26 protein-coding genes are annotated in these 21,235 nt (G+C 46.3%); 3 read left to right on the forward strand and 23 right to left on the reverse strand.

Annotated elements, in window-relative coordinates; genetic code table 11:
• Positions 1 to 172 precede the first annotated feature (172 nt).
• The gene (locus tag OMP38_RS16200; RefSeq protein WP_277566054.1) at positions 173 to 589 is read left to right on the forward strand and encodes a VOC family protein; all 417 of its coding nucleotides are present in this window, start codon (positions 173 to 175) and stop codon (positions 587 to 589) included.
• 79 nt (positions 590 to 668) lie between these two features.
• On the opposite strand, the gene OMP38_RS16205 is transcribed toward OMP38_RS16200, so the two are convergent.
• The 6 genes from OMP38_RS16205 to OMP38_RS16230 all read right to left on the reverse strand — a co-directional run bounded on the left by OMP38_RS16205 (position 669) and on the right by OMP38_RS16230 (position 4,440).
• Complete coding sequence (locus OMP38_RS16205; protein ID WP_277566055.1) at positions 669 to 1,094, reverse strand: SRPBCC family protein; 426 nt, start codon at positions 1,092 to 1,094, stop codon at positions 669 to 671.
• 75 nt (positions 1,095 to 1,169) lie between these two features.
• Positions 1,170 to 2,126: a sigma-70 family RNA polymerase sigma factor gene (locus OMP38_RS16210; RefSeq protein ID WP_277566056.1), complete on the reverse strand. Its 957-nt coding sequence runs from the start codon at positions 2,124 to 2,126 to the stop codon at positions 1,170 to 1,172.
• 172 nt (positions 2,127 to 2,298) lie between these two features.
• Complete coding sequence (locus tag OMP38_RS16215) at positions 2,299 to 2,868, reverse strand: sugar phosphate isomerase family (RefSeq protein ID WP_277566057.1); 570 nt, start codon at positions 2,866 to 2,868, stop codon at positions 2,299 to 2,301.
• Positions 2,840 to 3,103 (reverse strand): hypothetical protein, encoded by a 264-nt coding sequence (locus tag OMP38_RS16220; RefSeq protein WP_277566058.1) that lies wholly within the window; start codon positions 3,101 to 3,103, stop codon positions 2,840 to 2,842. Before OMP38_RS16220 ends, OMP38_RS16215 begins: the two co-directional genes overlap by 29 nt.
• A gap of 628 nt (positions 3,104 to 3,731) precedes the next feature.
• On the reverse strand, positions 3,732 to 4,058 hold the full coding sequence (locus tag OMP38_RS16225; protein WP_277566059.1) for a nucleoside triphosphate pyrophosphohydrolase: 327 nt from the start codon (positions 4,056 to 4,058) through the stop codon (positions 3,732 to 3,734).
• 88 nt (positions 4,059 to 4,146) lie between these two features.
• Entirely contained in the window at positions 4,147 to 4,440 is a 294-nt protein-coding gene (locus OMP38_RS16230) for a hypothetical protein (RefSeq protein ID WP_277566060.1), read from the reverse strand.
• Between the two features lie 379 nt (positions 4,441 to 4,819).
• Between OMP38_RS16230 and OMP38_RS16235 the strand changes: the two genes are divergently transcribed.
• On the forward strand, positions 4,820 to 5,071 hold the full coding sequence (locus OMP38_RS16235) for a helix-turn-helix domain-containing protein (RefSeq protein WP_277566061.1): 252 nt from the start codon (positions 4,820 to 4,822) through the stop codon (positions 5,069 to 5,071).
• A gap of 134 nt (positions 5,072 to 5,205) precedes the next feature.
• Here OMP38_RS16235 and OMP38_RS16240 read toward each other — a convergent pair whose 3' ends face one another.
• A complete protein-coding gene (locus tag OMP38_RS16240) occupies positions 5,206 to 5,412 on the reverse strand; it encodes a hypothetical protein (RefSeq protein ID WP_277566062.1) in 207 nt (68 codons plus the stop codon).
• Positions 5,413 to 5,584: 172 nt separating this feature from the next.
• Here OMP38_RS16240 and OMP38_RS16245 point away from each other — a divergent pair, with 172 nt between their 5' ends.
• Positions 5,585 to 6,778, forward strand: a complete 1,194-nt coding sequence (locus OMP38_RS16245) for an IS256 family transposase (RefSeq protein WP_277566063.1) — start codon at positions 5,585 to 5,587, stop codon at positions 6,776 to 6,778.
• A gap of 220 nt (positions 6,779 to 6,998) precedes the next feature.
• On the opposite strand, the gene OMP38_RS16250 is transcribed toward OMP38_RS16245, so the two are convergent.
• From OMP38_RS16250 to OMP38_RS16325, 16 genes are all read right to left on the reverse strand, one after another.
• Positions 6,999 to 7,643, reverse strand: a complete 645-nt coding sequence (locus OMP38_RS16250; protein WP_277566064.1) for a hypothetical protein — start codon at positions 7,641 to 7,643, stop codon at positions 6,999 to 7,001.
• On the reverse strand, positions 7,643 to 8,389 hold the full coding sequence (locus OMP38_RS16255) for a restriction endonuclease (RefSeq protein ID WP_277566065.1): 747 nt from the start codon (positions 8,387 to 8,389) through the stop codon (positions 7,643 to 7,645). The genes OMP38_RS16250 and OMP38_RS16255 overlap by 1 nt, the downstream gene beginning before the upstream one ends.
• A gap of 100 nt (positions 8,390 to 8,489) precedes the next feature.
• On the reverse strand, positions 8,490 to 8,714 hold the full coding sequence (locus OMP38_RS16260) for an NPCBM/NEW2 domain-containing protein (RefSeq protein WP_277566066.1): 225 nt from the start codon (positions 8,712 to 8,714) through the stop codon (positions 8,490 to 8,492).
• A complete protein-coding gene (locus OMP38_RS16265) occupies positions 8,692 to 9,213 on the reverse strand; it encodes an NPCBM/NEW2 domain-containing protein (protein ID WP_277566067.1) in 522 nt (173 codons plus the stop codon). Before OMP38_RS16265 ends, OMP38_RS16260 begins: the two co-directional genes overlap by 23 nt.
• A gap of 124 nt (positions 9,214 to 9,337) precedes the next feature.
• The gene (locus OMP38_RS16270; RefSeq protein ID WP_277566068.1) at positions 9,338 to 11,317 is read right to left on the reverse strand and encodes a DUF2357 domain-containing protein; all 1,980 of its coding nucleotides are present in this window, start codon (positions 11,315 to 11,317) and stop codon (positions 9,338 to 9,340) included.
• Positions 11,247 to 11,429 (reverse strand): DUF2357 domain-containing protein, encoded by a 183-nt coding sequence (locus OMP38_RS16275; RefSeq protein WP_338130527.1) that lies wholly within the window; start codon positions 11,427 to 11,429, stop codon positions 11,247 to 11,249. Before OMP38_RS16275 ends, OMP38_RS16270 begins: the two co-directional genes overlap by 71 nt.
• A gap of 59 nt (positions 11,430 to 11,488) precedes the next feature.
• Complete coding sequence (locus tag OMP38_RS16280) at positions 11,489 to 11,767, reverse strand: hypothetical protein (RefSeq protein ID WP_277566069.1); 279 nt, start codon at positions 11,765 to 11,767, stop codon at positions 11,489 to 11,491.
• On the reverse strand, positions 11,739 to 12,023 hold the full coding sequence (locus tag OMP38_RS16285; RefSeq protein ID WP_277566070.1) for a hypothetical protein: 285 nt from the start codon (positions 12,021 to 12,023) through the stop codon (positions 11,739 to 11,741). The genes OMP38_RS16280 and OMP38_RS16285 overlap by 29 nt, the downstream gene beginning before the upstream one ends.
• Positions 12,024 to 12,285: 262 nt before the next feature.
• A complete protein-coding gene (locus OMP38_RS16290) occupies positions 12,286 to 13,932 on the reverse strand; it encodes an MrcB family domain-containing protein (protein WP_277566071.1) in 1,647 nt (548 codons plus the stop codon).
• Between the two features lie 385 nt (positions 13,933 to 14,317).
• The gene (locus OMP38_RS16295) at positions 14,318 to 17,122 is read right to left on the reverse strand and encodes a type I restriction endonuclease subunit R (protein ID WP_277566072.1); all 2,805 of its coding nucleotides are present in this window, start codon (positions 17,120 to 17,122) and stop codon (positions 14,318 to 14,320) included.
• Positions 17,119 to 17,277 (reverse strand): hypothetical protein, encoded by a 159-nt coding sequence (locus OMP38_RS16300; protein WP_277566073.1) that lies wholly within the window; start codon positions 17,275 to 17,277, stop codon positions 17,119 to 17,121. The genes OMP38_RS16295 and OMP38_RS16300 overlap by 4 nt, the downstream gene beginning before the upstream one ends.
• Before the next feature lie 10 nt (positions 17,278 to 17,287).
• Positions 17,288 to 17,875 carry a DUF4145 domain-containing protein gene (locus tag OMP38_RS16305; protein ID WP_277566074.1) on the reverse strand — a complete coding sequence of 196 codons (588 nt, stop codon included), beginning with the start codon at positions 17,873 to 17,875 and terminating at the stop codon, positions 17,288 to 17,290.
• A 23-nt stretch (positions 17,876 to 17,898) separates the two neighbouring features.
• A complete protein-coding gene (locus tag OMP38_RS16310) occupies positions 17,899 to 18,690 on the reverse strand; it encodes a restriction endonuclease subunit S (RefSeq protein WP_277566075.1) in 792 nt (263 codons plus the stop codon).
• A 7-nt stretch (positions 18,691 to 18,697) separates the two neighbouring features.
• Positions 18,698 to 19,165 (reverse strand): hypothetical protein, encoded by a 468-nt coding sequence (locus OMP38_RS16315; protein WP_277566076.1) that lies wholly within the window; start codon positions 19,163 to 19,165, stop codon positions 18,698 to 18,700.
• Positions 19,162 to 20,760 (reverse strand): HsdM family class I SAM-dependent methyltransferase, encoded by a 1,599-nt coding sequence (locus OMP38_RS16320; RefSeq protein ID WP_277566077.1) that lies wholly within the window; start codon positions 20,758 to 20,760, stop codon positions 19,162 to 19,164. The genes OMP38_RS16315 and OMP38_RS16320 overlap by 4 nt, the downstream gene beginning before the upstream one ends.
• On the reverse strand, positions 20,735 to 20,983 hold the full coding sequence (locus tag OMP38_RS16325) for a type I restriction-modification system subunit M N-terminal domain-containing protein (protein WP_277566078.1): 249 nt from the start codon (positions 20,981 to 20,983) through the stop codon (positions 20,735 to 20,737). The genes OMP38_RS16320 and OMP38_RS16325 overlap by 26 nt, the downstream gene beginning before the upstream one ends.
• Positions 20,984 to 21,235 lie beyond the last annotated feature (252 nt).

A 21,235-nucleotide genomic window follows, 5' to 3' on the forward strand; every position in this document is an offset into this window, starting at 1 on the left:
ATCCCGCTTGGGTCTCCTGAGGGATTCACTCCTTGTGCTCAAAAAGACAAAATATTTTCAAAATTTCGGCTTTCGGACCAATCAGACCGATGAATTACCGAATCGACTGTCGTCTATGCAGACGAAGACAACAATGGACCACAAATTCATTTGACGATGAGGTGTTTTGAAAATGGCATTAACGTCCACATTCACGAGCTTGAACCTGCCTGTCAAAAACGTAGCGCAATCGAAGGCATTCTTCACCGGAATCGGCTTCGCGCTCAACCCGCAATACCCCGATAACGAGAATTCGGCAGCCATCATGATCGGCGACAACCTGCAGGTCATGCTGATCAACCAAGCCTTCTTTACGACGCTCACGGAGCGGGAAATCGTAGATACGAGCAAATATGCGCAGCTGACGATCGCACTCGCCTTCGAGAGCCGGGAAAAGGTCGATGAAATCGTGAATACCGCGGTCTCCCTGGGCGGTAAATTGCACGCTGAACCTGAGGATCATGGGTTCATGTATCATTGGGGCTTCGTGGACTTGGACGGCCATCTGTGGGCGATCAACTACATGAACACGGATGCGGCTCAAGGTTAAGGATAACTGAAAGCAAGCTTCATACTTGGAGTCAAAATGAAAGACGCCGGGCAACTCTCCGGCGTCTTCTTCGCGATGATTAGTTTTGTTCGGTATACGCTTTGAAATTGTCCATAATCGCTTGCCAGCCTGCTTGCTGGAACTCGACGGGGTGGCTGCTGTCCGCATCGAACGTTTCAATGACCTTCGTCTCGTTGCCTTGATCGACGAATGCAATATCCACTCTTCTCTCGTCTCCGAGGGCGTAGCCGATCGCCTCATGGCGATTCACGACATCGTAGACGCCGGCAAAATCAAAGCCCATGCTGCCATCCTTCGCTTCCATCCGCGTCAGAAACTTGCCGCCGACCTGCAGATCGTTCTCGGCTCTCGGCGCATGCCAGTCCTCGGATGCTTGGTTCCACTTCGTGATGTGCGCCGGCTCGGTCCAATAGCGCCATACCTTCTCGACGGGGGCTTGAATGACGGCCTGCACGGTTACTTTCGTTGGTTGATTCGTTTCCATATGAACGGACACCTCTCTCATGATATTCGTCGTTTGGTTAATCTCAAATATATAGACGTAAGCCAAATCCGAAATTCATCGGTCGAGTCGCTCAGGCAGCCCAAATCGCGAAAATAATTTGGTATTGATAAAGTTTTGAACGTGTAGGATTTGATTTTCTTTGGCTTCGATGACGTGGATGCCCCAGGGCACCAGGCCGGCGCCGTCTTTGTCCGGCATATACTGGGCCAGCGCCGGATAACCGCCATTTACCGTAACGGGCACAAACCGCGAACCTTCGCAATGCCAGCGCGTAAGCGAATAAAAGGCGGACAAGTCGTCCTTGCCTCGAATCCACATCTCGAAGGGCGGCATCGACATGCAGCCTTCCTCGTGGAACAACGTGACGAGCGCGTTGATATCGAATTGTTCGAAGGCTTCCACATATCGGGACAGCAGCTCTTGCTCAGGCTGAACATCCATGCTGCTGAGCTCATCGGAGCGAAGCTGCGCCCGCTCCATCGTCTCTCGGGCTCGCTGCAAGGCGCTGTTCACCGCTGCCGGCGACATCGCAAGCGTCTCCGCGATTTGCTTGGAGGACCATTCGAATACATCCTTCAAGATGAGCACCGCGCGCTGCCGCGGAGGCAAGGTCTGCAAGAGCGCGATGAAGCACAGCTGAAGCGTATCTCTGCGGACGAGCCGATCCTCCGGATTGCCCCCAAAGTCGGGAGACGGCCAGATCCAGGCGGAGTCCGGCAGCGTGTCGCGCGGCTCCACGATGGCGGCGGCCGGATCGAACAAGTCTACGGGAAGCGCGCGGCGCTTGGATTGTCTCAGCTTGTCCAAGCACAGGTTGGATGCTATCCGATAGACCCAAGTTTTGAACGAAGAATCCTGTCTGAACGTGCTCCAGCTCTGCCAGACCCGAATACTCGTCTCCTGAACAGCATCGTCCGCATCGTCCATGGAGCCCAGCATCCGGTAACAGAACGAGGTTAAGCCCGGCTTCAAGCTTGCAAATAAAGGTTCGTCAAATGCGGTCTCGTTCATCGCGGCCTCCCTTAACGATCTCCCCGAAGGGCGGTACCTTCATTATATGCAATGAAGCGGAAGGGCTCAATTGAATTCATAGGCGCGAGCTTGAAGTGGGCTTTTAGGACTTGCACGGCCATATGTGGGCGATCGTTTTAAAGACGCTGGGCGCATCTGCCCGGCGTCTTCATTATTCTCGCACAACAATCGTTCGAGCCGTCTTCGGATTCTCGCTTCCAAATACTTCGTTCACCCATTCCCGAACCCGCACTTCCCACGCAGCGCTCGCGGAACTGTAAGTCACGTCTTCAATGGCATAGTACGGAAACGTCACCTTATGAATCGCTTTTCGCACGGCCTCTTGCTCCGTCAGCTTGGAAGGATGGTCTGAAGCCCGAGCCATGACAGTGACCTTCTTAGCCTGGAAATGCGGCGGCATGGTCAAAGCGACAGGCACATGAGCGTCCGGAATGACTGTGACTTGCTGTCCGATCTCTAAGCCCGAAGGCGCATTGGAAAACCACATGGGAGGTTGGCCATCCGGACCAGCTGATAAGAGGATCTCATGATTTTGAATGTCAGTAATATAGCCGGACACTTGATCGACCCGTTTGTCCGATCCCTGCAGCCTGCATGCGACCATCGTAAAGGTAAGCAAAACGGTGAGTCCGATTTTTAAGATGTATCCCATCTGTGTCGTGCCGCCCGCTAGGACGAAGCTGTTGTCATCCTTACCAAATCGTAATATCTTCAATCTCATCGCTATTAAATACCTCTTTCAGACTTCTTCCATCGATTATAGAGTTATCTAACAGCGAAGACATATTGTCGTAAAAAACGATTTCTTCATGCGACTTCGTCGGATCGCAATAGTACCAACCATCGAGAGGATTATCGCCGCCGGTTCTGACAATGGCATATATCAAACCTTTGTATGTAAAATTCGCTTCTCCTCCATGACTAAGATCTTCTTTAAAGTTTTCAAAGCTGTACAAGGTCCGTTCACTCCTTCTAATTCATGATCATTACTTAAACTTATCCAAAAATTCAGCCTCGCTGATCTCAGTTTCATGGAATGCCGCTTTATACTTTTCAATATTGCTGATCGCTACTACGCGATTGTCCTTGAGCTGGTAAATGAACGGTTCGATAATGCCGTAATACTGCTGAGCACCCGCGCTGCTAGGCGCAATGGTAAAAATATATTCTTCTCCGGCCAGTACCGTCGCGCGTAACGGCGCTTTTTTTAGATTTGTAATTTCCGCCGCCTATCGCAATTTTGATCCGGCTTCCCGTCTCCAGATTGCCTTTCAATACTTGGGTCACGGTGACGTTGTAGTCGGTTCCGGGAACGACCACGCGAGCATCTTCTTTCGTTGGGTCCGTTGAATCCCGCCTCAAGTTCCGGGGCTCCCCCCTTGCCGTCCGTCACAATCCCCATAATGACAATCGGCGCATTCAAAATCGCCTGATCGATATGGGTCGCTATGGCCTCGTCGGAATGCGTAGTCGTCCTTCCTTTCATATAGTCGATGCCATAGTACAAAAGGGTTACGAGAAGCGCCGCGACTATAACGGTTATGAGCATGCTTCTAAACCGAATGGACATTCGGTCGTCCCTCCTTATGCGTCTCTGACATCGATGAGATACACGCGATCCCGGAATCCGCCGCGAGCTGCCACCTTCTCTTCCCGGGTCGCCTCCAACTGTTCCCACGAAGCGCCGTGCACGATTGCCAATGCGCGGATGACCTCCAGCATATCTGCAAGTTCTTCCAGAGAATCCTGTGCAATATTAGCAGCGAAGTATTCCTCCGACTCTTCCCTTAGTTTAACGACGAGTTCGGCATGATATTCTTTTTCATTCAAGATCCGCGTCCGGCAAGCCTTGCCCGTGGATTCAATGACCTCGGGAATCCGGTCACGCACGAGCTTATTGTAGATTGGCATCTATTTTCATCCTTTTGCATAAGTGCGTGGTATGGCTCTATATTAGCACGGCAAAGTAACTCGCTTCACCACGCTCCAAGGCTCAACTTCATTTATCGTATGTCTTGCATGAATCAGCCATCAGTGCTGCAGCCAACTGAGCTCCGTCTTTCATGCCTTCCATGTACAAACGCTCATTCTCCAGAGCCCTCCTAAAAAGATGCCGATCTTCCCAGGCCATGTACCTGGTGAATTGTGCCGCATCCATGCCTTCGTACAACGACTCAAAGGCCTTCTGCTCATCTATATGCGCCTGCAGCAGCTCAGGACCTACCTCGCTATCGGATGTAATCTCAACGAGCCGTTGCTGAATTGCATTTCGGAACCATGCCGGAACCTCCATACCCCTCTCCCTTTCTCAGATTTCATTTATTTGCGCAGCCGCTCTTCGCGTCCCGCCTTCCTCTTATGCAACTGAACGATCAGCTCGTCCACCTTCCGACTCTGCGCCTGCACTGCCTCATTCATATACAATGGTATCCCCTGCTCCAGCGATCGGCGCCCCAGCTCGTTTAACTTTCGCTTTTCCTCCTCATACTGATGGAGTAAGTGGAGCATGGTTGGCCCTCCCTGTATCGTAATTGATCGCTCTCTGCTCAGCTATTATGCGGTTAAATTCTACATTTTACTGCGAAATTCGGTTTATTTCATTTTAATGCGAATATCGCATTAAAACAACCATAACCTCACTTACAATTTGGCTAAATGTGAGGTGCGATCTAATGAAACATCGGAAAGAACCACCTGGAGATAAGAATATAATCGGTACCAAAGTGGTAGCCGTTCGCACAGCTAAAGGGATGAAGCAGAAGGAGTTTCTAGCCAAGCTGCAGACCTTTGGGCTTGATATAAGTCCTACCAGTTTATCGCGACTCGAAGGACAATATCGACTTGTTCAGGACTACGAGGTGGTCGCCGTTGCGAAGGCTTTAGATGTATCTGTCGCGGAATTATTAGGCGAAGAGGCAGAGTAAAATACAGCGGTAGCCTGGAATTAGGTACCGCTGTCCATTGAATGATGATTAGTTACATAGTCTGTAGAAGTTTGATTGCTTTCTCGCGTGCCACTCTATCTATACGAGGGGAATTTACAATTATCTTCAATGCGTCAGCCTGCAGTCCGCTTTCCGCAATTCTGCGTGCTGCTTGGATGCACATCTTGATGCCCCCCCTCATCTTTACCAGTTTGTTTCATGAGCTCCCTAATTGGTTGTTCGTCAAATCCTGGTTTGTTCCATAGTTCGAAGTAAGTAACATAGACCTTTTTTCCGCACATTTTCAATTCAAAATCTAAATCCTTCGTACCCGCCATCATGTTTTCTCCTTTTCGGAAATCTACTTCAGCGTACTCGGATCTCGAAAACCGGATCTTCGATCGGAAGGATGACGTAAAGTAGTTTGTGTACCAGGTTTTGGAGCCTAGCCAGGCAACAAAAAAAGTAGGGTATCCTCGGGACTGCGACATCACCAAGGAGGAACCCTACTCGATGACTACTATACCCGAAAACCTGCTGTCTGATCTATTTGAAAATGTTGTCACTCAGTTTGTAAAAGCCAATCTGGAATCCATCATGAAGGCGGAGATTAAGCACTTCATGGAGGACGAGCAGGAAGGCCAGCGCAATAGCCGCAACGGCTACTACAAACGCAGCCTTCACACGAAGTACGGACACATTGAAGATCTTGAAGTGCCACGGGATCGCAATGGCCAGTTTCAGACGCATGTGTTCGAGCCATACCAGCGCCGCGACGGATGGCTGGAAGAAGCCGTGATCCAGATGTACAAAGGCGGTATGGGGACCCGAGACGTGGCGCGCTTTATCGAGGGCATGTTCGGCAGCCACTATTCGCCTACAACCGTCAGCAACATTACGGCAACCGTGCTTGAAGACATTCAGGCCTGGCAGCAGCGTCCGCTGCAAAAGCGTTACGCCGTCATCTACTTGGACGGCCTCTATGTGAAGCTCAAACGCAGCACCGTGAGCGGCGAAGTCATTTACTTTGCCATGGGCGTCGACGAGGACGGACGCCGTCAGATCCTCGGCTTTTACGTCGGTGGCCAGGAGAGCTCAAACGGCTGGCGCGAGGTACTTAAGGATCTGTACAACCGCGGCGCCACCGAGGTGCTGCTCGGCGTTTTTGACGGCTTGTCGGGGCTCGAGGAAGCCTTCCGCGAGACCTATCCGAAGGCCGACGTGCAGCACTGCGTCGTGCACAAGGTTCGAGCCACTTTCCCCAAGATCCGCGTCCAGCACCGAGCGGATGTGATTGCTGATCTCAAGACCATCTACACGGCTGCGGACTACGATGTGGCGCTCGCTGCCTTCGACACCGTAACCGCCAAATGGGGAAAGCTGTACCCCAAAGAAATGAAAGCGTGGAAGGAGCAGTTGCCGACGCTGCTTACGTTCTACAAATATCCGTCCTTAATCAAGGACGCCATCTACACCTCCAATCCAATCGAGCGGATGAACAAAGAAATCCGAAAACGTCTTAAACCGATGAACAGTTTGACCAACATGGACGCTGCCGAAAAGATTGTTTATCTCGAAGCCGCAGACTACAACGAACGCTTCGAGAACCGCGTCATCCGTGGCTTTGGCGATTCTGTTGTAAAGAAAAAACTCGCTGAGATGTTTGAGGAACGGTACCCTGCTGATGCAAAGGCAATGGCGGAATAGAACTCCCGCGCCTTCGCTTGGGCTACGCTCCCCATCTTCACAACATCTGGTTGCCCATAACGATGAGATACCTTACTTACACAAACTTCTTGACGCTACCATCGGAAGGGCCTCATTCTTTATTCCAAGTAAAATTTGTGCTACATGAACCGCGAAAGGATTCCTCGGCAGGTTAATAGGTGAACCCTTCAAGTCGCAGAACAAAATCGGTAAACCGCCCTCACTGAATCGGTACAATTTGAATGCAAACGAATAGTCTTTGCCACCATGCTTTTTTAAGAACAACTTCCTTTATGAGCGGAATGCTATGCTTGTCCAATAGACGCGTCCAGTCGTTACTGACTGAGAAAATGGCCTTTACCTTTTGGTTGACAGCTATATCCTTTAGCGCATGGAAAGTCAGGTCCGCTAAAGGGAAATCGTTGACCCACGCACGCTTGAACCCCTCGGTCAATTCATCCTTTCTTGAGTGGAAAGGAAAAAACTCCATCGTATGCAGGAATTCTGCTCCCTCGATAATGCCTCTCGCTTGCTGGAGACGCTTATCCCTCCAGCGATTTGTCGTCTTTAGCTCTTCCTCTTTCTTATCGTACTCCACTTTTTTCCACAGTCGAATATATCGATCTTTAACGCTATCATTCCAACCTTTTTGTCGCGTACGCTCGTCTTTGGCCCCTGGATTCAACAAGAGGAGCAACACATCATTTCCAATGTCTTCATGCAAATAGCCATAGTACGGTTCAGGTGCCGTATCAATCTGAAACTGAGAAAGTTCCTTACCGTACGCACTAAGTCCCATCGCTTCGATTGGGTCCGGGGAGGAGAAAATATTTTGCCAGTATTCAATAAATACACTTGTACTCATTATTTCGTCACTCTCATTTCTCGTTGTGGGCTAGCCTCACTAATATGCCGACATTTCGGAAATGCACTGCAACCGTAAAACTCGCCTTTAGGCCCCTTCCGCAGTATTAACGGCTTTCCGCAGCGGGGACAAGGCTTCTCGGTCTTTTCTGTTGTCGCTGCGACTTCTATTGTGTTGGGCTTCTGCTCAGGATTTATGGTTAATATCATGTTAATTAAGAACTCGCGGTCAACTAAATTCACGCCATTTGAGTGAGCCAGAGTCTTGGCCGCTTCCGTAAATCCGCGGTTTGTAACTACCAAAGCCTGCTCCGCCTTATAGTGCGCCTTCGATCCCTGCACTTGCTGCACGGCGTCTATGCCAACGTTTTTGGAGTAACACTTTGCTTGAACGACGGTGCGAACGCCATTCTTTTCTATTACAAGGTCTGCTCCATAATCACCGGTCGAGCGTGTCACTTCACTTTTATAGCCTAATGCCTTATACAGTGATCCGAGATACAACTCAAACTGTCTACCATCCATTTTGTCGATATCATAAATTCCAGACTTTCGTAGTCGCTCTTCACGCTGTTTATCTATAATTAGCTTGATTGCAATAAAAATACCGAGCACAAAAATGAATGTAATAACAGCTGCTACTGCCGATTTGCTCCACACATACATACCAATAGCCGACAAAAATACGAGTCCGGCAATCATTTCCCCAGTTGAATCCTTCTTACTTCTTTTTCTTCGTTTTGCCATGGGACCTCTTCCATTTCATCATGATATAAAGTGACCAGCATACCCTACATTAAATTAAAAAGCGCCACGTATGGCGCTTATATCTAGCTCAAATCCTTAATTATTGAAACAGTTTGCCATCAGCCAACGAGGCATAAAGTTCTCCGTATATAATATTTTCTGGATCAGGTTTTTCAACAACAATACGGAACTTTAAAACACCAGTCAGATCGACACTAACCGGAATAGGGTTATTTCCACCTTTTACATCTGCCACTGCGAGTAACTCATTATCGTCGCCAATAAATTTAAAAGTAACTGTTTCATTTGAGTTTTTTTGTTTCATCGTCAATTCCTACGAATGCTGCAAACTTCTTGTACTGTCCATTTAAGTTATAATCTACTGACTCAATAGATTTACCGTTAGTGTAGAAATAAAAATTAATGCCCTTCTGATATATATTAGAAGAAATTTGAATTTTTTTCCTATCGTAATTTTGATTGAAATCTATGTAGGATTCCCTTTGTGCATCTAATCTTGCGTAGCTAATATCGCTCAAATATTTAAATGCTCCTGGTTTTTTTCCAATCCAAGCTGTGGAATTCTTGCTGTCATAATTAAGATCCTTTCCGACAGCATTTGTAATATATTTTAAAGGAACATACAACTGCCCTTTATATGTAATTGCTGCTTCTGAACTTGGCTTTTGTACTCCATCAATCATATATTTTACCTGCTGGAAAACGACATCAATCTTTGTGGAGCTAGCAGCCATCGCTGCTGAAGAAGACAGCAGGCTCCCTACCACCAAGCCAATAATCAATCCTTTAACCTTATCCTTCATAATTAACACTCCCTTTCCGTATTTCACCTAGTATTCGACACAATCCCTTATTTTCCCTCTTAGGTATAAAGAAATACTAAATAAGAATTAAGATGCTAATATTCATTGATCAAGAGTTAAAAAGCTAGTTCTCATCTCCCAGTTCCAACCATTCTAACCTCATCGCTTTATCTACATCAACCTGGTCCCACTTCACATCAACCTTGCCAAGCCTACGCTTCTCTCGCCAATCCCGCAGTTGCTCCTCGGTCTCCAACCGAAGCTCCGCAATCTCCACGGCACGTTGGAACATATATTCCGAAGTCAGCAGCACACTCTGCACACCATGACCACCCGGCATGATCGGCTGCTTCTTGCGCTGCCACTTCTCCACAACCAGTTTTGCATAAAGCTCGCTGGGCGATGCCCCCGGTCTTAGTGGAATCTCCGTTATTTGATCTCTCGGCAGCACACTCCACGACTGAATTCGCCCCAAGATATGAATCCCCGCTGCTTCCCGCCCAAACAACGCATTCGACTGGTAAATCGCGACATACTCCAGATTCGCCAGATCCCCATGCTTCGCGAACCTACTCAGTGGCACATGGTAGAATCCATACTTCAACGCATCCTGCAGCTGCTCTGCGCGCCGAAGCGAACCCACCAACACGTTCTTCCCTGACAGCTTGTCCTTATAGTACGACTGCGTCCCTCTCGGTCGCGTCGAACGCTCATAAGCTTTCTCCGGACTGTCGAGGATAAGCTCATCTAAGAACTTTTCCATCAGTGACGTTGCGCTTGGCAAGAACGGCAGCGCTCCCACGTTCACAAGCTCGATACTCTTGTAAAAGTGATGCTCACGATACTCCTCCTCATTCGGATACGGGAACAGCACGTAAGCTCCAAACATCGTCCGCTCCACTTCAACCTGTCCTTGCACATGCGGATTGGCATATACAATCGCATCGCGATATCGGTGCATTGTGTTGATATCGTCTTCTTGCGGTCCTGGCGTCTTATACGTCTGACGGTATGGCGTTCCTTCATAGGCCGGGTTAATGCGATACTTTGCATCGAAGATGTACTTGTACTCGACAGACGCATCCTGCTTCTTCAGTGTCAGTACATTATCCGGCCGCTGCGCAACGGTAGCGCTCCGATCGCCCGCCGGTAACGCGTTGTAGAAGAGCGTGAAAATCTCTCCATTTTTCGGATTCCGATATACCAAGCGAGAAGCACGCGTCCGATCCAACGTCACGAACAATCCGCTTCGATTCAGCTTCACCACGTCCTGACTCACCAGATCATATTTGCGGCTGAGGAGTTCGTGAATTTTGAGGAAACACCAGTACTCGTACAGCTGCGCCAGATCCTTCATCGAGAGACGGAACAGGTCATCTTGAATAGAGAGGCCCTTCAGTAGCATCAGATAGTAGCGATATACATCACGGTAACCTGGCGCCATCTGCAGCACCAGAGACACCGTCATTTGCCGCATCTCTCCTACCCGGAGGAAGTCCAGCTTCAACAGACGCTGAAGATCGCTTTGCATCCGATCCAGCTTACCCATCAGCACAGGATCCGGCGCTCTATCCTTCTTATTTAGCAGCAGCTTCAAGCTCCGAAGCCGATTCTGCACCCGCAGCAACACCCAGCGTACAAATCGATTTTCCATCGTATCGTAATCGACATGTCGTTTCGTCTCTAAGACATGCGTCGGCGAATAACGCTGCTCCTCGATTGACAAGATTCCTCTCCGGTCATCCCGAGCAAGATAGTGAGAGCGCTTGGCGAGAAAGGCAATATTTTCTCGACCAGCCTTCTTCACACGCGCGGCATCGACCAGTCGATTTTCCATCCGCATCCGATGATGCGGCGCACTCTGCATTCGCTCTACCGTCTGCACGAGCTGTTGGAACACATGTTGAACGATGACGAAGAACTCCGTTAAACTCTGATTACGGGTTTCCTTCAGTCCGGTGAGCTGATATGTCTTGCGTAGAAAGTCGAAGGACAGATTATAGATCTGCCCGTTGACCTCCTGCATGATCACCTCATAGTCCCTTCGATAATCCATCTTCGAGGGGGAAGATCTCAAGCTGAAGACGGAAAACCGGCTTGCCATCCCTGCGCAGCTCCAGCTCCGTATAGCCAACCTCATTTTGAAAATTAAGAACGCCTGACAGCAGTCGCTTCCCCCTTTGGAAGCACCGATTCTCGAACATTTGCATTGTCATGATAAAACGTTAGCGACGACTCATCCTTCATTTCCACGATCAACTCATAAGACTGCGTCTCAAAAAAATACCGGCGCGCAAACATCGCCAGGCGCCCATAGCTTTAAGGCTCGAATCTCCGGGTCAAACACCGCTACCGAGCTTAGCTCGAGCTCTGGCATCAGAGATTGAGGATAAAACTGCGCTTCCACCCATCCTGCATCCTCTTGTCGATGAAGCTGTAGTGACTCTACCGCCGGATGATATGATTTGCCTTGGAGATAGAGATCGAACCAGTTTGTCTCGATTCGAAGAAGTTCAACCGCGCGGTTAGGAGAGCCAGTATGAAGTGAAGCCATCTTCATCTAACCTCCGCAGCATGTATACGATCTTGCGAGCGGATTGCGGATAAGCCGCACCGTCCACCGTCTTCTCGATACTCCGCCACAACTCCGAAGCGTCTTCCTCTAGCTTGCTCTTGTCCAGCTTCTTGTCTGCGCCTAGCGTGATCTGAAGCAGCTGCATCAGCACCTGCCGGACTGAGCTATTGCTCCCTTGAATACGCGGCAAGATCTTCTGCAACAGCTGGAAGTCGAAAGCCGCTTCCCGACTCATAAGACCAGCTTGTTCATTGTAGATGAGGTAGAAGCAGATCGAGTCCCTGATTCGGAAACCAACGTGTGAATGAATGGTCTCCAAGATGTTATTGATCGCAACCAGTTGATTAGTCGTTTCTTCAATCAGCGTTTGATATGTAGAATGGTATGCATCTACGAGCTGAAGATAATCTGATCGAAGAAAAGCATTGGGTGCTGGCTGAGGCTGGTAATCCGTGGCTTCGCTGATAGGGTACTGATCCAAGCGAATATAATTGAATTCAATCGTATTCGCCCGATCCAGCACTTTTTTTGCTAAACGGATGCGTCGTCTCGTCCATGTTGACCGTACCGATCAAGTACACGTTGTCAGGAATGCAGAGATCTCCATACTGTTGGATATCAGTCGCATCGATTAAGCTCGACTTCCGAATGACTACATCCGTTATAATGTGATCACCTTGCCGCACCTGCGACTCTAACACACTCAGCACGTCACTGAAGTAGTGCTCGACGCGTGCTAAGTTCATCTCATCCAGACAGATAAAATAGGGTTTCTGTCGATTCTTGGGCTTCAATGCCTCGACCATCACTTCAGTGAGAGGACCTGGCCGAAACCGCTGGTTGAGATCCTTGTAACCGATCAGGTCAGAAGGATCGCTCCAATCCGGACGCACCGGAATAAGCGCAAATTGTCCGTTTTCGCTCGTTGCACCCAGCGCTTCGGCAAATAACTTCACAAGTTTCGTTTTGCCCGTTCCCGATACACCTGCGAGAATGACGAACGGCTTCGTCTTCAACGACAAATAGAAGTTCTCAATCAGGCGATCCGGATACGCAAAACCCTTTTGAGATATGTAGGCCTTAACTGCTTCGAGACGCTCAGACGTCGAGAAATTGAGCACGACTGTTGACTCCTCTTCCGGAATTGTCCTTAAGGTTAGGTCTACATACCGATTGTAGTTATTCACGAGATTCTCAAGATCCCCACGGAGCATTTCTTCGCTCGGAAGATTATCGCGATCGTACTTATAATAAGCGACGGTTGATACTTGATAATCGCGGCCTAACCCGCCTGAAGTCAACGCAATTTCTTCGTCCTTGCGAAGTCCCTCTAGCGGAATAAGCTCCCTAATCTCTCGGGACTTCTGACGAAGGTACTTATGCCCTTCGATCTTTCCGTTCTTATTCGCCTCAGTGACGCCTTGCGCCAATGTAAGATAGACCGAGCTCATATCCTCGGCGAATAGATAGACGATATACTCCCCGCTCTGCGTTGACTCCGTGATCCGGCGATCCATGACTGCGATCCACGGTATCGTCGCCCAGACGCCCATTCCGACGGAAGCTTGGACTTTAAGGTTGGGATTGGATTGAATGAAGGAATAGCTTCTGAATCCTGTGGGAATTTGGTTTCGCACATACTGACCGAAGCCATTGTTTTTGAACGGCTCTCTTTTCTGATCTATGTAGCGGAACATTACAGTTTGGAGCGCATCACGCAACGAGAAGTCGATCGGCTGCCGCTGATGATATAATTCAAGCTCCTTAGAAGCATACTTATAAAGATCTTTGAGCACGTTTTCGTCCCAGGTGTTGTAGAGGTCTTCTTTAAAGCTGAGGGTCTGGCGTTCGTTTTTGAGTTCGAGGATACTACTTAAAGTATTGATTGGCGTTCCAATTATAGAAGAGATCTGACTTATCGTCACTTGCTTCCAGCTGGATGCCTTATTTATCGGAGAATCTACGGGCAAACCACGATTTTCCCTCTCTCGCATTAGAGTAAGGAATCGGGATTTAATCATTTGAAGTCCAATCTCAAGTTGTTGTGTTTTATTCATCTCATCCAATAAGGCGAGAATTAGAATCATTTTATATGACTTTTGTTTATGAGCGAAAATATTAGTGAGACTTTCAGGCAAACTCATGGGAACCACCTTTACCCAGTAGTACAAAGTTCTACATATGCTCTTAGATTTCGACGTAAAGGTGACCGGTTCCTGCGCAAAGAGCCCCCTTTTAAGAAAAGAGGTTAGTGAATATTTCTTTATATTTGTAGCTTACCTAACTACAAGAATATAAATACCAATGTCACAGTATGAAGACTTTTCTTTCCATAATCACATATAACGCGTTGGTTGACGGTTCCCTTGGTCCTCTCAATTTTCATTTTTACTCAATACGACACACTGCCTGTCAATTCTTTGGTTAGCTGCAGCAATAGTGAAATATCTTGTATTTGTGAGTGTAAAACAGCCCCTGCCTAACGGCAGGAGCTTAACAGAGGCAGGCTTTTTAAACGTATTAATAGATTTAAACCGTCTTTTGCCCCTCGTAGGGTTTTCCTTCGGTATTGTACGTTACACTAAATACCATGTCCGCCAGCCACTTCTTGAAGGACGGATTGTCTGTAAATTGTTTGAAAAGTTCCATGTTATCCGACATTACTCCGAGGATTGCCGTTTGTAGAGCGCGATCACTTTCAATACGAGCGTTTTGCTTATCGGAATTTTTCATTGCGTTTTGGTATGCTTTATCTTGCGACACCATGCTGGGAATGCGCTGTATCTGAGCCCGAACATTATCTGCGTCTTTCCAGTCAATATTGCCAAACAGATCATTAAAAGTAGACAAAATGTTGGTAAGTAAATCAAGTTCAGGGGCTTGATTGCTTCCGGCAAAGTCTGTTGGTACTGGGTCAACTTCTGCATCCGAATCCTTCAATTGGATAGAAACCATTGCCTGAGCCTCAGCTCGGTAGCTGTCAAGGTCGATTGCTTCCAAAATACCAGCTGACAGATCTTCTTCCACAGGCGAGGGTAACTTGGGCAAGAGTAGCCTTAGGAAGATAGCAAGTTTTTCCCATTCTGCATTTCCGTAAGGCAAGATTGCTCCCAAGAAGCCATATGTACGCACAAATCCCTTGGCAGAGCTTTTGAACTCCACTTGCGCGTCCTCATCTAAACCTTTGTACAAAACGGCACAAGCATCCAAAATCGGGTCTAACTTTTCGCGCTCCGCACCACTGAGGTAAAGTTCAATAAAGTTATCAACATGGTACTCTGTATAAACCTGATGCTGTTCCATGGCAGCAATCAAATCGTAGAGTTTGTTTGGATCGGTCTCTTTAGATAGGATCGTTGTGCGATAATAGCGAGAGAACGACTCCTGAATATCATCCGGCTCATTGGCAAAGTCCAAAACAAAGGTGTCATGTTTATCTGGATGAGCACGATTCAAACGAGATAGGGTCTGAACCGCCTTGATATCCGTTAGAACCTTGTCAACGTACATAGTGTGAAGTAACGGCTCGTCAAAGCCCGTTTGAAACTTATCTGCAACAATTAAAAACCGGTAAGGCTCTGTTTTAAAGATCTTTTCAATCTGATTGCTAGGGAAGCCATTAACGGCCGACTCCGTAAGGGGTTTGCCGTCATACTCTTTCTCACCAGAAAAAGCAATAATGGTTTTATATGGACTTTTTCGCTCCGCAAGAAATCGATTAATAGCGAAGTAGTAATCAATAGCCCGTTCAATGCTGGAAGTGACCAACATACAGCGGGCCTTGCCACCGATTTTCGCCTTGGAGATAACTTGCTCATGAAAATGCTCTACGATAATATTCGCTTTGGTGTTCAATGCGAAATGATCACTCTCAACAAAGGAACGGAGGCGCTTCTGGGCCTTTCTCTTATCGAACATTGGGTTCTCGGTGATGGTTTTTGCAAGCCTATAATAGCTCTTAATTGGTGTATAGTATTGCAGCACGTCCAAGATAAATCCTTCTTGGATTGCCTGCTTCATGGAATAATTATGGAATGGAACGTGTTTTACTGTGCCGTCCGGTTGAGGGGCAGGAACACCGAACATCTCAAGTGTTTTATTTTTCGGCGTGGCGGTAAAGGCGAAATAGCTGGCATTGGTCAGCATTTTGCGTCCTTCAATTAGGCGGTTGATTTTATCTTCAGTTTCATCAACGGGATTGTAGTTACCCCCAAGAGCAATGTTCATAGAAGCGGACATGTTGCCGCTTTGGCTGGAATGCGCCTCGTCAATGATAATAGCAAAATTACGGCCTTTGTGAGCCGTGCCGATGTCCTCCAAGATGAATTGAAATTTATGAACGGTGGTGATGATAATTTTCTTACCCCCAGCGATTGCTTTGCGAAGATCTCCAGAATGCTCTGCCCATGCCACAGTGTTGGAGACCTGCATAAACTGCTTAATTGTGTCACGAATTTGCTTGTCGAGATTCACGCGGTCGGTAACTATGATAACCGAGTCGATTATATTTCCTCCATTACGCTCCAAGCCTATAATTTGATGTGCCAGCCACGCGATTGAGTTTGACTTGCCGCTACCCGCGCTGTGCTGGATTAGATACCGTTGTCCTACTCCTTTCGCTTTTACATCAGCAAGCAAAGACTTAACCGCTGCAAGCTGATGATACCGCGGGAAAATTTGTATAAATGATTTCGCCTTGGATTCAGGATCAACCCTTTCCACCACTTGAGCGTAATTTTCGATTATATTCGCAAGCTCTGCCCTCGTGAAAATCTGTTTCCATAAATAATCGGTCATAATACCGTCTGGGTTCGGCGGATTACCTGCGCCGTCATTATAGCCTTTGTCAAAGGGCAAGAACCATGAGCTTTTGCCACTTAACTTTGTGCAAAATTTCACTTTCGCATCATCTACAGCAAAATGAACCATGCACCTTTTGAAAGTAAACAACAGTTCCTTTGGGTCACGGTCGGTTTTATACTGCCGTACTGCATCTTCGACATCTTGGTTGGTAAACTGATTTTTCAATTCGCAAGTGACGACGGGTAGGCCATTGATGAAGATACAAAAATCTAACGCAAGAGTGGTGCTATCCCTGGAGTACATTAGCTGACGTGTTACGCTGAAGATATTATGCTCGAACATTTTTTTTGCTACTGTATTTTTAGCCGACGGAGTCATATAGAACATTACAAGGTTTGCAGGATAAATTTTCACCCCATTTCTAAGTACATCAATTACACCGCGCTTAGCGATTTCACCGCTTAAACGGTTAAGAAATTGATTGTACTTTTGTCTGTTTTTTTTTAATCTCAAGCAACTCAATTTGTTCAATTTGAGTCTCTTCTAAAAAAGCGTAACAATCGTGTTTCATCTATGGCGTATTCGCGGTTGTAGTCTGAGCTTTCACCCTGCTCAAAACCATTTTGCGTGACCAGGTGATTAATAATTAATGACTCAAAACCTTGTTCTTTAATGTTAGTACCCATAAACAACCTCCTATTTCGCCATCTCCGGTAATTTATATACATCGATCAGTAAATGCATAATGAAGACAATTGCCAATTCAGCCTCTTGTTTAGTAGCTTCATCCAACTCATGAATATACTGATTACCTAATGTTCTTATTTTATCGACCCAAGTCCTACTGTGTCTGGATATATATCCTTGATTCTCTAAATAGTTTATATATTCTATAAATCTAAGATTTGATGCTGCACCTAGATCTGCGGCTACATGCATTATCATTGTACGGGCTACCATTATGACCGAATAAAAGCAATCATTCGAGAAGCATTTCCTACATTCACAATACATCTTTTCAATTCTTGCTGGCAGATACGGAATATCTTCAAAAGGCAAAAATTGAGATGTCGGTATTACTCTCCCATCGAGTCCAATCGTGATAGGCATATAACATTCTGGACATTTATAAATGTGATACTTTATTGCGCCTGTATCAGCATCAAATATTCTTATATCGGATACAGCGCGAACCTTCACGTTACAATACGGGCATGACAATGTATGCTCTGACTTATCTTTAGGTCTTACTTTTTCCCATTTCCACTCTTTTATATCAAGCATTATAACCACCCCCGTACTGTCATTTATTCATCAATTTCTTCTTCAATATCATCCATCGGGTCATTCTCAGCTATTTCCTCCACCACTTCGTATTGCGGCACTACTACGCCACTCACGTCCAATTTGCCGGTTACAACATCAGAAACAAGGCGAGTCCGGTATTCGTGGAGGAGGAATACTTGGCTTTTTATTTTCTCAATTAGGTTATCAAAGACATCAAACTTTTCTTTAATGCTTTTATACAAAAGTTCCTGTTCTTCTATCGAAAGAGGTAGCGATATTTTTAGACTCAATAATTTGCTGTCATTGATTGCCGGATATGAAACTCCTATTGAATTTTTAATTACATCGTCGATAAACTCGTCTGAACTTAGTACAAACGAAAGCAACTCCGGAAGAACGACATTTTTATTTGGTGATAAAACGGAAAATCCTGTTGAAACAATGCAATGTTCATATGCGTGGTCTATAAAACAAACCGACCTCAAGTACGTGCGAACGGTGGAAATTATTGTGTCTCCATATTTGACAACACGTCTTGCCCTTGAAGGAGCTTCTCTGAAGGTTAGATGCACTGGTTCTTGTTTTATATAGCCATGTCCAACAGCGCTAATATCTAAGTAATCAATTTCAAGATCAGGGTCTGTATTTGAACTTAACGACGTAAGATTGCTATTAACCCAATATTTAAGCGACTTTCTTTCCCATCCCTCGCTGCTTTTTTTCACCGCTGCATTAATTACCGCCCGCTTTTGCTCCTGCAAAAGTGCAATCTGCTTTTTCTTGGCGTTTATTAAACGGTTTATTTGTGCCACCTTCCAGTCAAGAAAACGTACAATTCGGTCTTGTTCGGCAAGTGGGGGGGAGGAAAAGATTTACCCGTTTAAGATAATCCCAATAGATGTTACGCTGTATGGATCCTACGCCTTTTGAACAAACAACATATTTATCAACCATACTTCGACTTTGAAAAAGGTAATTTGCGTAGTCATTCGATATATCATTACTTAACGCAAGGACAATATAAGCAGGACTAACAATTCCGTGGTGCTTCGACACACCAACAGAACCGCGCCATGCTTGCTGATTGTTCAGCACAAAGTCACCATAATCTACAGCTTGATATTTTGACAAATCCGTACTGGTTACATTTGTCCGTTTGGCCGTCTGACTTGAAAAAGGTACTACACCTTTTCCTAAATAAACCGACAGCAGTTCACGGTCTTGGCAATTCACAACTTGCTTAGGCTTCGCAATCCCATAAAACGGCACAGTTTTCCATTCTCTCATCCCAAAACCTCCCCAAGCAAGCCATCTGTTTCAACTTCCAGAGCACGAATATCTGCAACAATCTCCGAAAGCTCGCGCAATTGTACTGGCTTATAAAAATGCTTTGTAAAGCTAATTTCGTAGCCAATCTTAGTCTGCTTTTCGTCCACCCACGCATCAGGCGCATAAGGGAGTACTTCTTTGGAAATGAACGCATCAATACCGCCTTCATAGTCCAACGGAATTTGCTCGGTGTCGGTCAGATCTTTGTTAGCGATCAGCTTGCCTCTTTTATCATGCAATGGCTTTCCGCTATCATCCAACTGCGGACGTAAAACGACGACCTTGTAAAATCCAAATGCACTGTTGTCAAAAATTTTGCAGTACTCGTTCTCCTTAAAATCCAAAAATAACTCTAGGATCTTATGGCGAATAGTAGAGTTTATTTCACAATTTTTCTTACCTAGATTTTTACGCAATGGTGACTTCATATTTGTCGCATCGATAAGTTGAATTTTTCCTTCTCGTGGTGTTCCAGCTTTGCGGTTTGAAAGTACCCAAATATAAGTGCCGATGCCCGTATTGTAGAACATATTTTCAGGCAAGGAGATAATCGCCTCAACCAAGTCACGCTCGATAAGATAGCGGCGGGCATTACTCTCGCCCTGTCCTGCATCGCCGGTAAACAGGCTTGAGCCATTATGCACCTCGGCAATACGACTGCCAAGTTCAGTGGTTTCCTTCATTTTGCTGGCGTTGTTGAGTAAGAACAAAAGCTGACCATCACTCGTGCGTGGGATCATGCTAAAATCAGAAATCCCTGCAAAATTGTTTACAAAACGCGGGTCTTGGATGCCCTTCTTCCCCCCCATCTTTTCAGCATCATTTTTCCATGACTTACCATACGGGGGATTAGAGAGCATAAAATCAAATTGACGGCTTGGGAACCCATCCGAAGCTAGCGTAGAGCCATAAGCAATGTTATCTACCTCCGCGCCCTCGCCCTTAAGAAGCATATCGGCTTTTGTTATGGCATAGGTTTCGGGGTTAATTTCCTGTCCAAAAAGGTGGATAGATACAGTACGATTATTACGCTGAGCAAGCTCTTGCAGACGGTCTTGAGACACCGTAAGCATCCCCCCCGTACCGCTTGCACCATCATATACCGAATAAGTAGAGTCTTTGATTTGATCGGCAACTGGTAAGAAGATCAAGTCCGCCATTAATTCCACAACGTCGCGAGGTGTAAAGTGTTCTCCAGCTTCCTCGTTGTTTTCCTCATTAAAGCGGCGGATTAACTCCTCAAAAATCGTCCCCATAGTGTGGTTATCCAACGCAGGCATACGAATACGACCGTTGTCATCCAGTACTGGAAACGGGGCAAGATTAATGGTTGGAGATACAAACTTCTCAATAACTGCACCCAGAATATCGGCATCTACCATGGTATCAATCTGATTGCGAAATTTGAACTTGCTCAATATCTCCTGAACGTTAGGTGAAAAACCGTCCAAGTATGCAATAAAGTCGGCTTTCAATTTCTGTTGGCTTACACGACTAGTCAGATCGCGAAGACGAAACTCAGACCCATTACAAAAAAAACTGCTTTGCTGCATTGCATAGAGCCTCTGTTTGATTGGTAACACCAGCGTTGTCGAGCATCTTTTTCATTTTTAGCACTTCATCTTTGGTTTCCTCAAGCACCGCATCCAAACGGCGGATTACAGTCATAGGTAATATAACATCGCGGTATTTTCCGCGCACATAAACATCACGAAGGCAATCGTCTGCAATACCCCAAATGAAACTTACGATTTGATTGTAAACTTGATTGTCCATTAAACTTGCTCCTCTTTATTAGGTTTAGACAAAATCATATTTCCCACGCCTCAAAACATCAATAATTTCTTTTTAATGCTTTTTCTTTACATAACTCAACAATCCACATTCAAGCTATTTATTTCGGCATACTATTGTAGTTCTCTTTAACGATTTATAATTGTAAAACTAAGAGGCCGTATCTACTTGTAATAATCTCAATTTACTTCATATATATCGTCGATGGTGATATATCTACCTCCACATATCATG

The sequence above is a fragment of the Cohnella ginsengisoli genome, from assembly GCF_029525555.1.
Taxonomy (GTDB): Bacteria; Bacillota; Bacilli; order Paenibacillales; family Paenibacillaceae; genus Cohnella; species Cohnella ginsengisoli.

Coding starts and splice junctions, on each gene's coding strand:
- OMP38_RS16305 (WP_277566074.1), bottom strand. CDS start 17,875: ATGCTTGATATAAAAGAGTGGAAATGGGAAAAAGTAAGACCTAAAGAT.
- OMP38_RS16275 (WP_338130527.1), bottom strand. CDS start 11,429: ATGACAATGCAAATGTTCGAGAATCGGTGCTTCCAAAGGGGGAAGCGA.
- OMP38_RS16210 (WP_277566056.1), bottom strand. CDS start 2,126: ATGAACGAGACCGCATTTGACGAACCTTTATTTGCAAGCTTGAAGCCG.
- OMP38_RS16265 (WP_277566067.1), bottom strand. CDS start 9,213: ATGAAGGATAAGGTTAAAGGATTGATTATTGGCTTGGTGGTAGGGAGC.
- OMP38_RS16255 (WP_277566065.1), bottom strand. CDS start 8,389: ATGGCAAAACGAAGAAAAAGAAGTAAGAAGGATTCAACTGGGGAAATG.
- OMP38_RS16215 (WP_277566057.1), bottom strand. CDS start 2,868: ATGAGATTGAAGATATTACGATTTGGTAAGGATGACAACAGCTTCGTC.
- OMP38_RS16315 (WP_277566076.1), bottom strand. CDS start 19,165: ATGAGAGAATGGAAAACTGTGCCGTTTTATGGGATTGCGAAGCCTAAG.
- OMP38_RS16270 (WP_277566068.1), bottom strand. CDS start 11,317: ATGGCAAGCCGGTTTTCCGTCTTCAGCTTGAGATCTTCCCCCTCGAAG.
- OMP38_RS16230 (WP_277566060.1), bottom strand. CDS start 4,440: ATGGAGGTTCCGGCATGGTTCCGAAATGCAATTCAGCAACGGCTCGTT.
- OMP38_RS16290 (WP_277566071.1), bottom strand. CDS start 13,932: ATGAGTTTGCCTGAAAGTCTCACTAATATTTTCGCTCATAAACAAAAG.
- OMP38_RS16225 (WP_277566059.1), bottom strand. CDS start 4,058: ATGCCAATCTACAATAAGCTCGTGCGTGACCGGATTCCCGAGGTCATT.
- OMP38_RS16280 (WP_277566069.1), bottom strand. CDS start 11,767: ATGGCTTCACTTCATACTGGCTCTCCTAACCGCGCGGTTGAACTTCTT.
- OMP38_RS16235 (WP_277566061.1), top strand. CDS start 4,820: ATGAAACATCGGAAAGAACCACCTGGAGATAAGAATATAATCGGTACC.
- OMP38_RS16200 (WP_277566054.1), top strand. CDS start 173: ATGGCATTAACGTCCACATTCACGAGCTTGAACCTGCCTGTCAAAAAC.
- OMP38_RS16300 (WP_277566073.1), bottom strand. CDS start 17,277: ATGGGTACTAACATTAAAGAACAAGGTTTTGAGTCATTAATTATTAAT.
- OMP38_RS16260 (WP_277566066.1), bottom strand. CDS start 8,714: ATGAAACAAAAAAACTCAAATGAAACAGTTACTTTTAAATTTATTGGC.
- OMP38_RS16285 (WP_277566070.1), bottom strand. CDS start 12,023: ATGAGTCGGGAAGCGGCTTTCGACTTCCAGCTGTTGCAGAAGATCTTG.
- OMP38_RS16240 (WP_277566062.1), bottom strand. CDS start 5,412: ATGATGGCGGGTACGAAGGATTTAGATTTTGAATTGAAAATGTGCGGA.
- OMP38_RS16245 (WP_277566063.1), top strand. CDS start 5,585: ATGACTACTATACCCGAAAACCTGCTGTCTGATCTATTTGAAAATGTT.
- OMP38_RS16205 (WP_277566055.1), bottom strand. CDS start 1,094: ATGGAAACGAATCAACCAACGAAAGTAACCGTGCAGGCCGTCATTCAA.
- OMP38_RS16325 (WP_277566078.1), bottom strand. CDS start 20,983: ATGGACAATCAAGTTTACAATCAAATCGTAAGTTTCATTTGGGGTATT.
- OMP38_RS16250 (WP_277566064.1), bottom strand. CDS start 7,643: ATGAGTACAAGTGTATTTATTGAATACTGGCAAAATATTTTCTCCTCC.
- OMP38_RS16320 (WP_277566077.1), bottom strand. CDS start 20,760: ATGCAGCAAAGCAGTTTTTTTTGTAATGGGTCTGAGTTTCGTCTTCGC.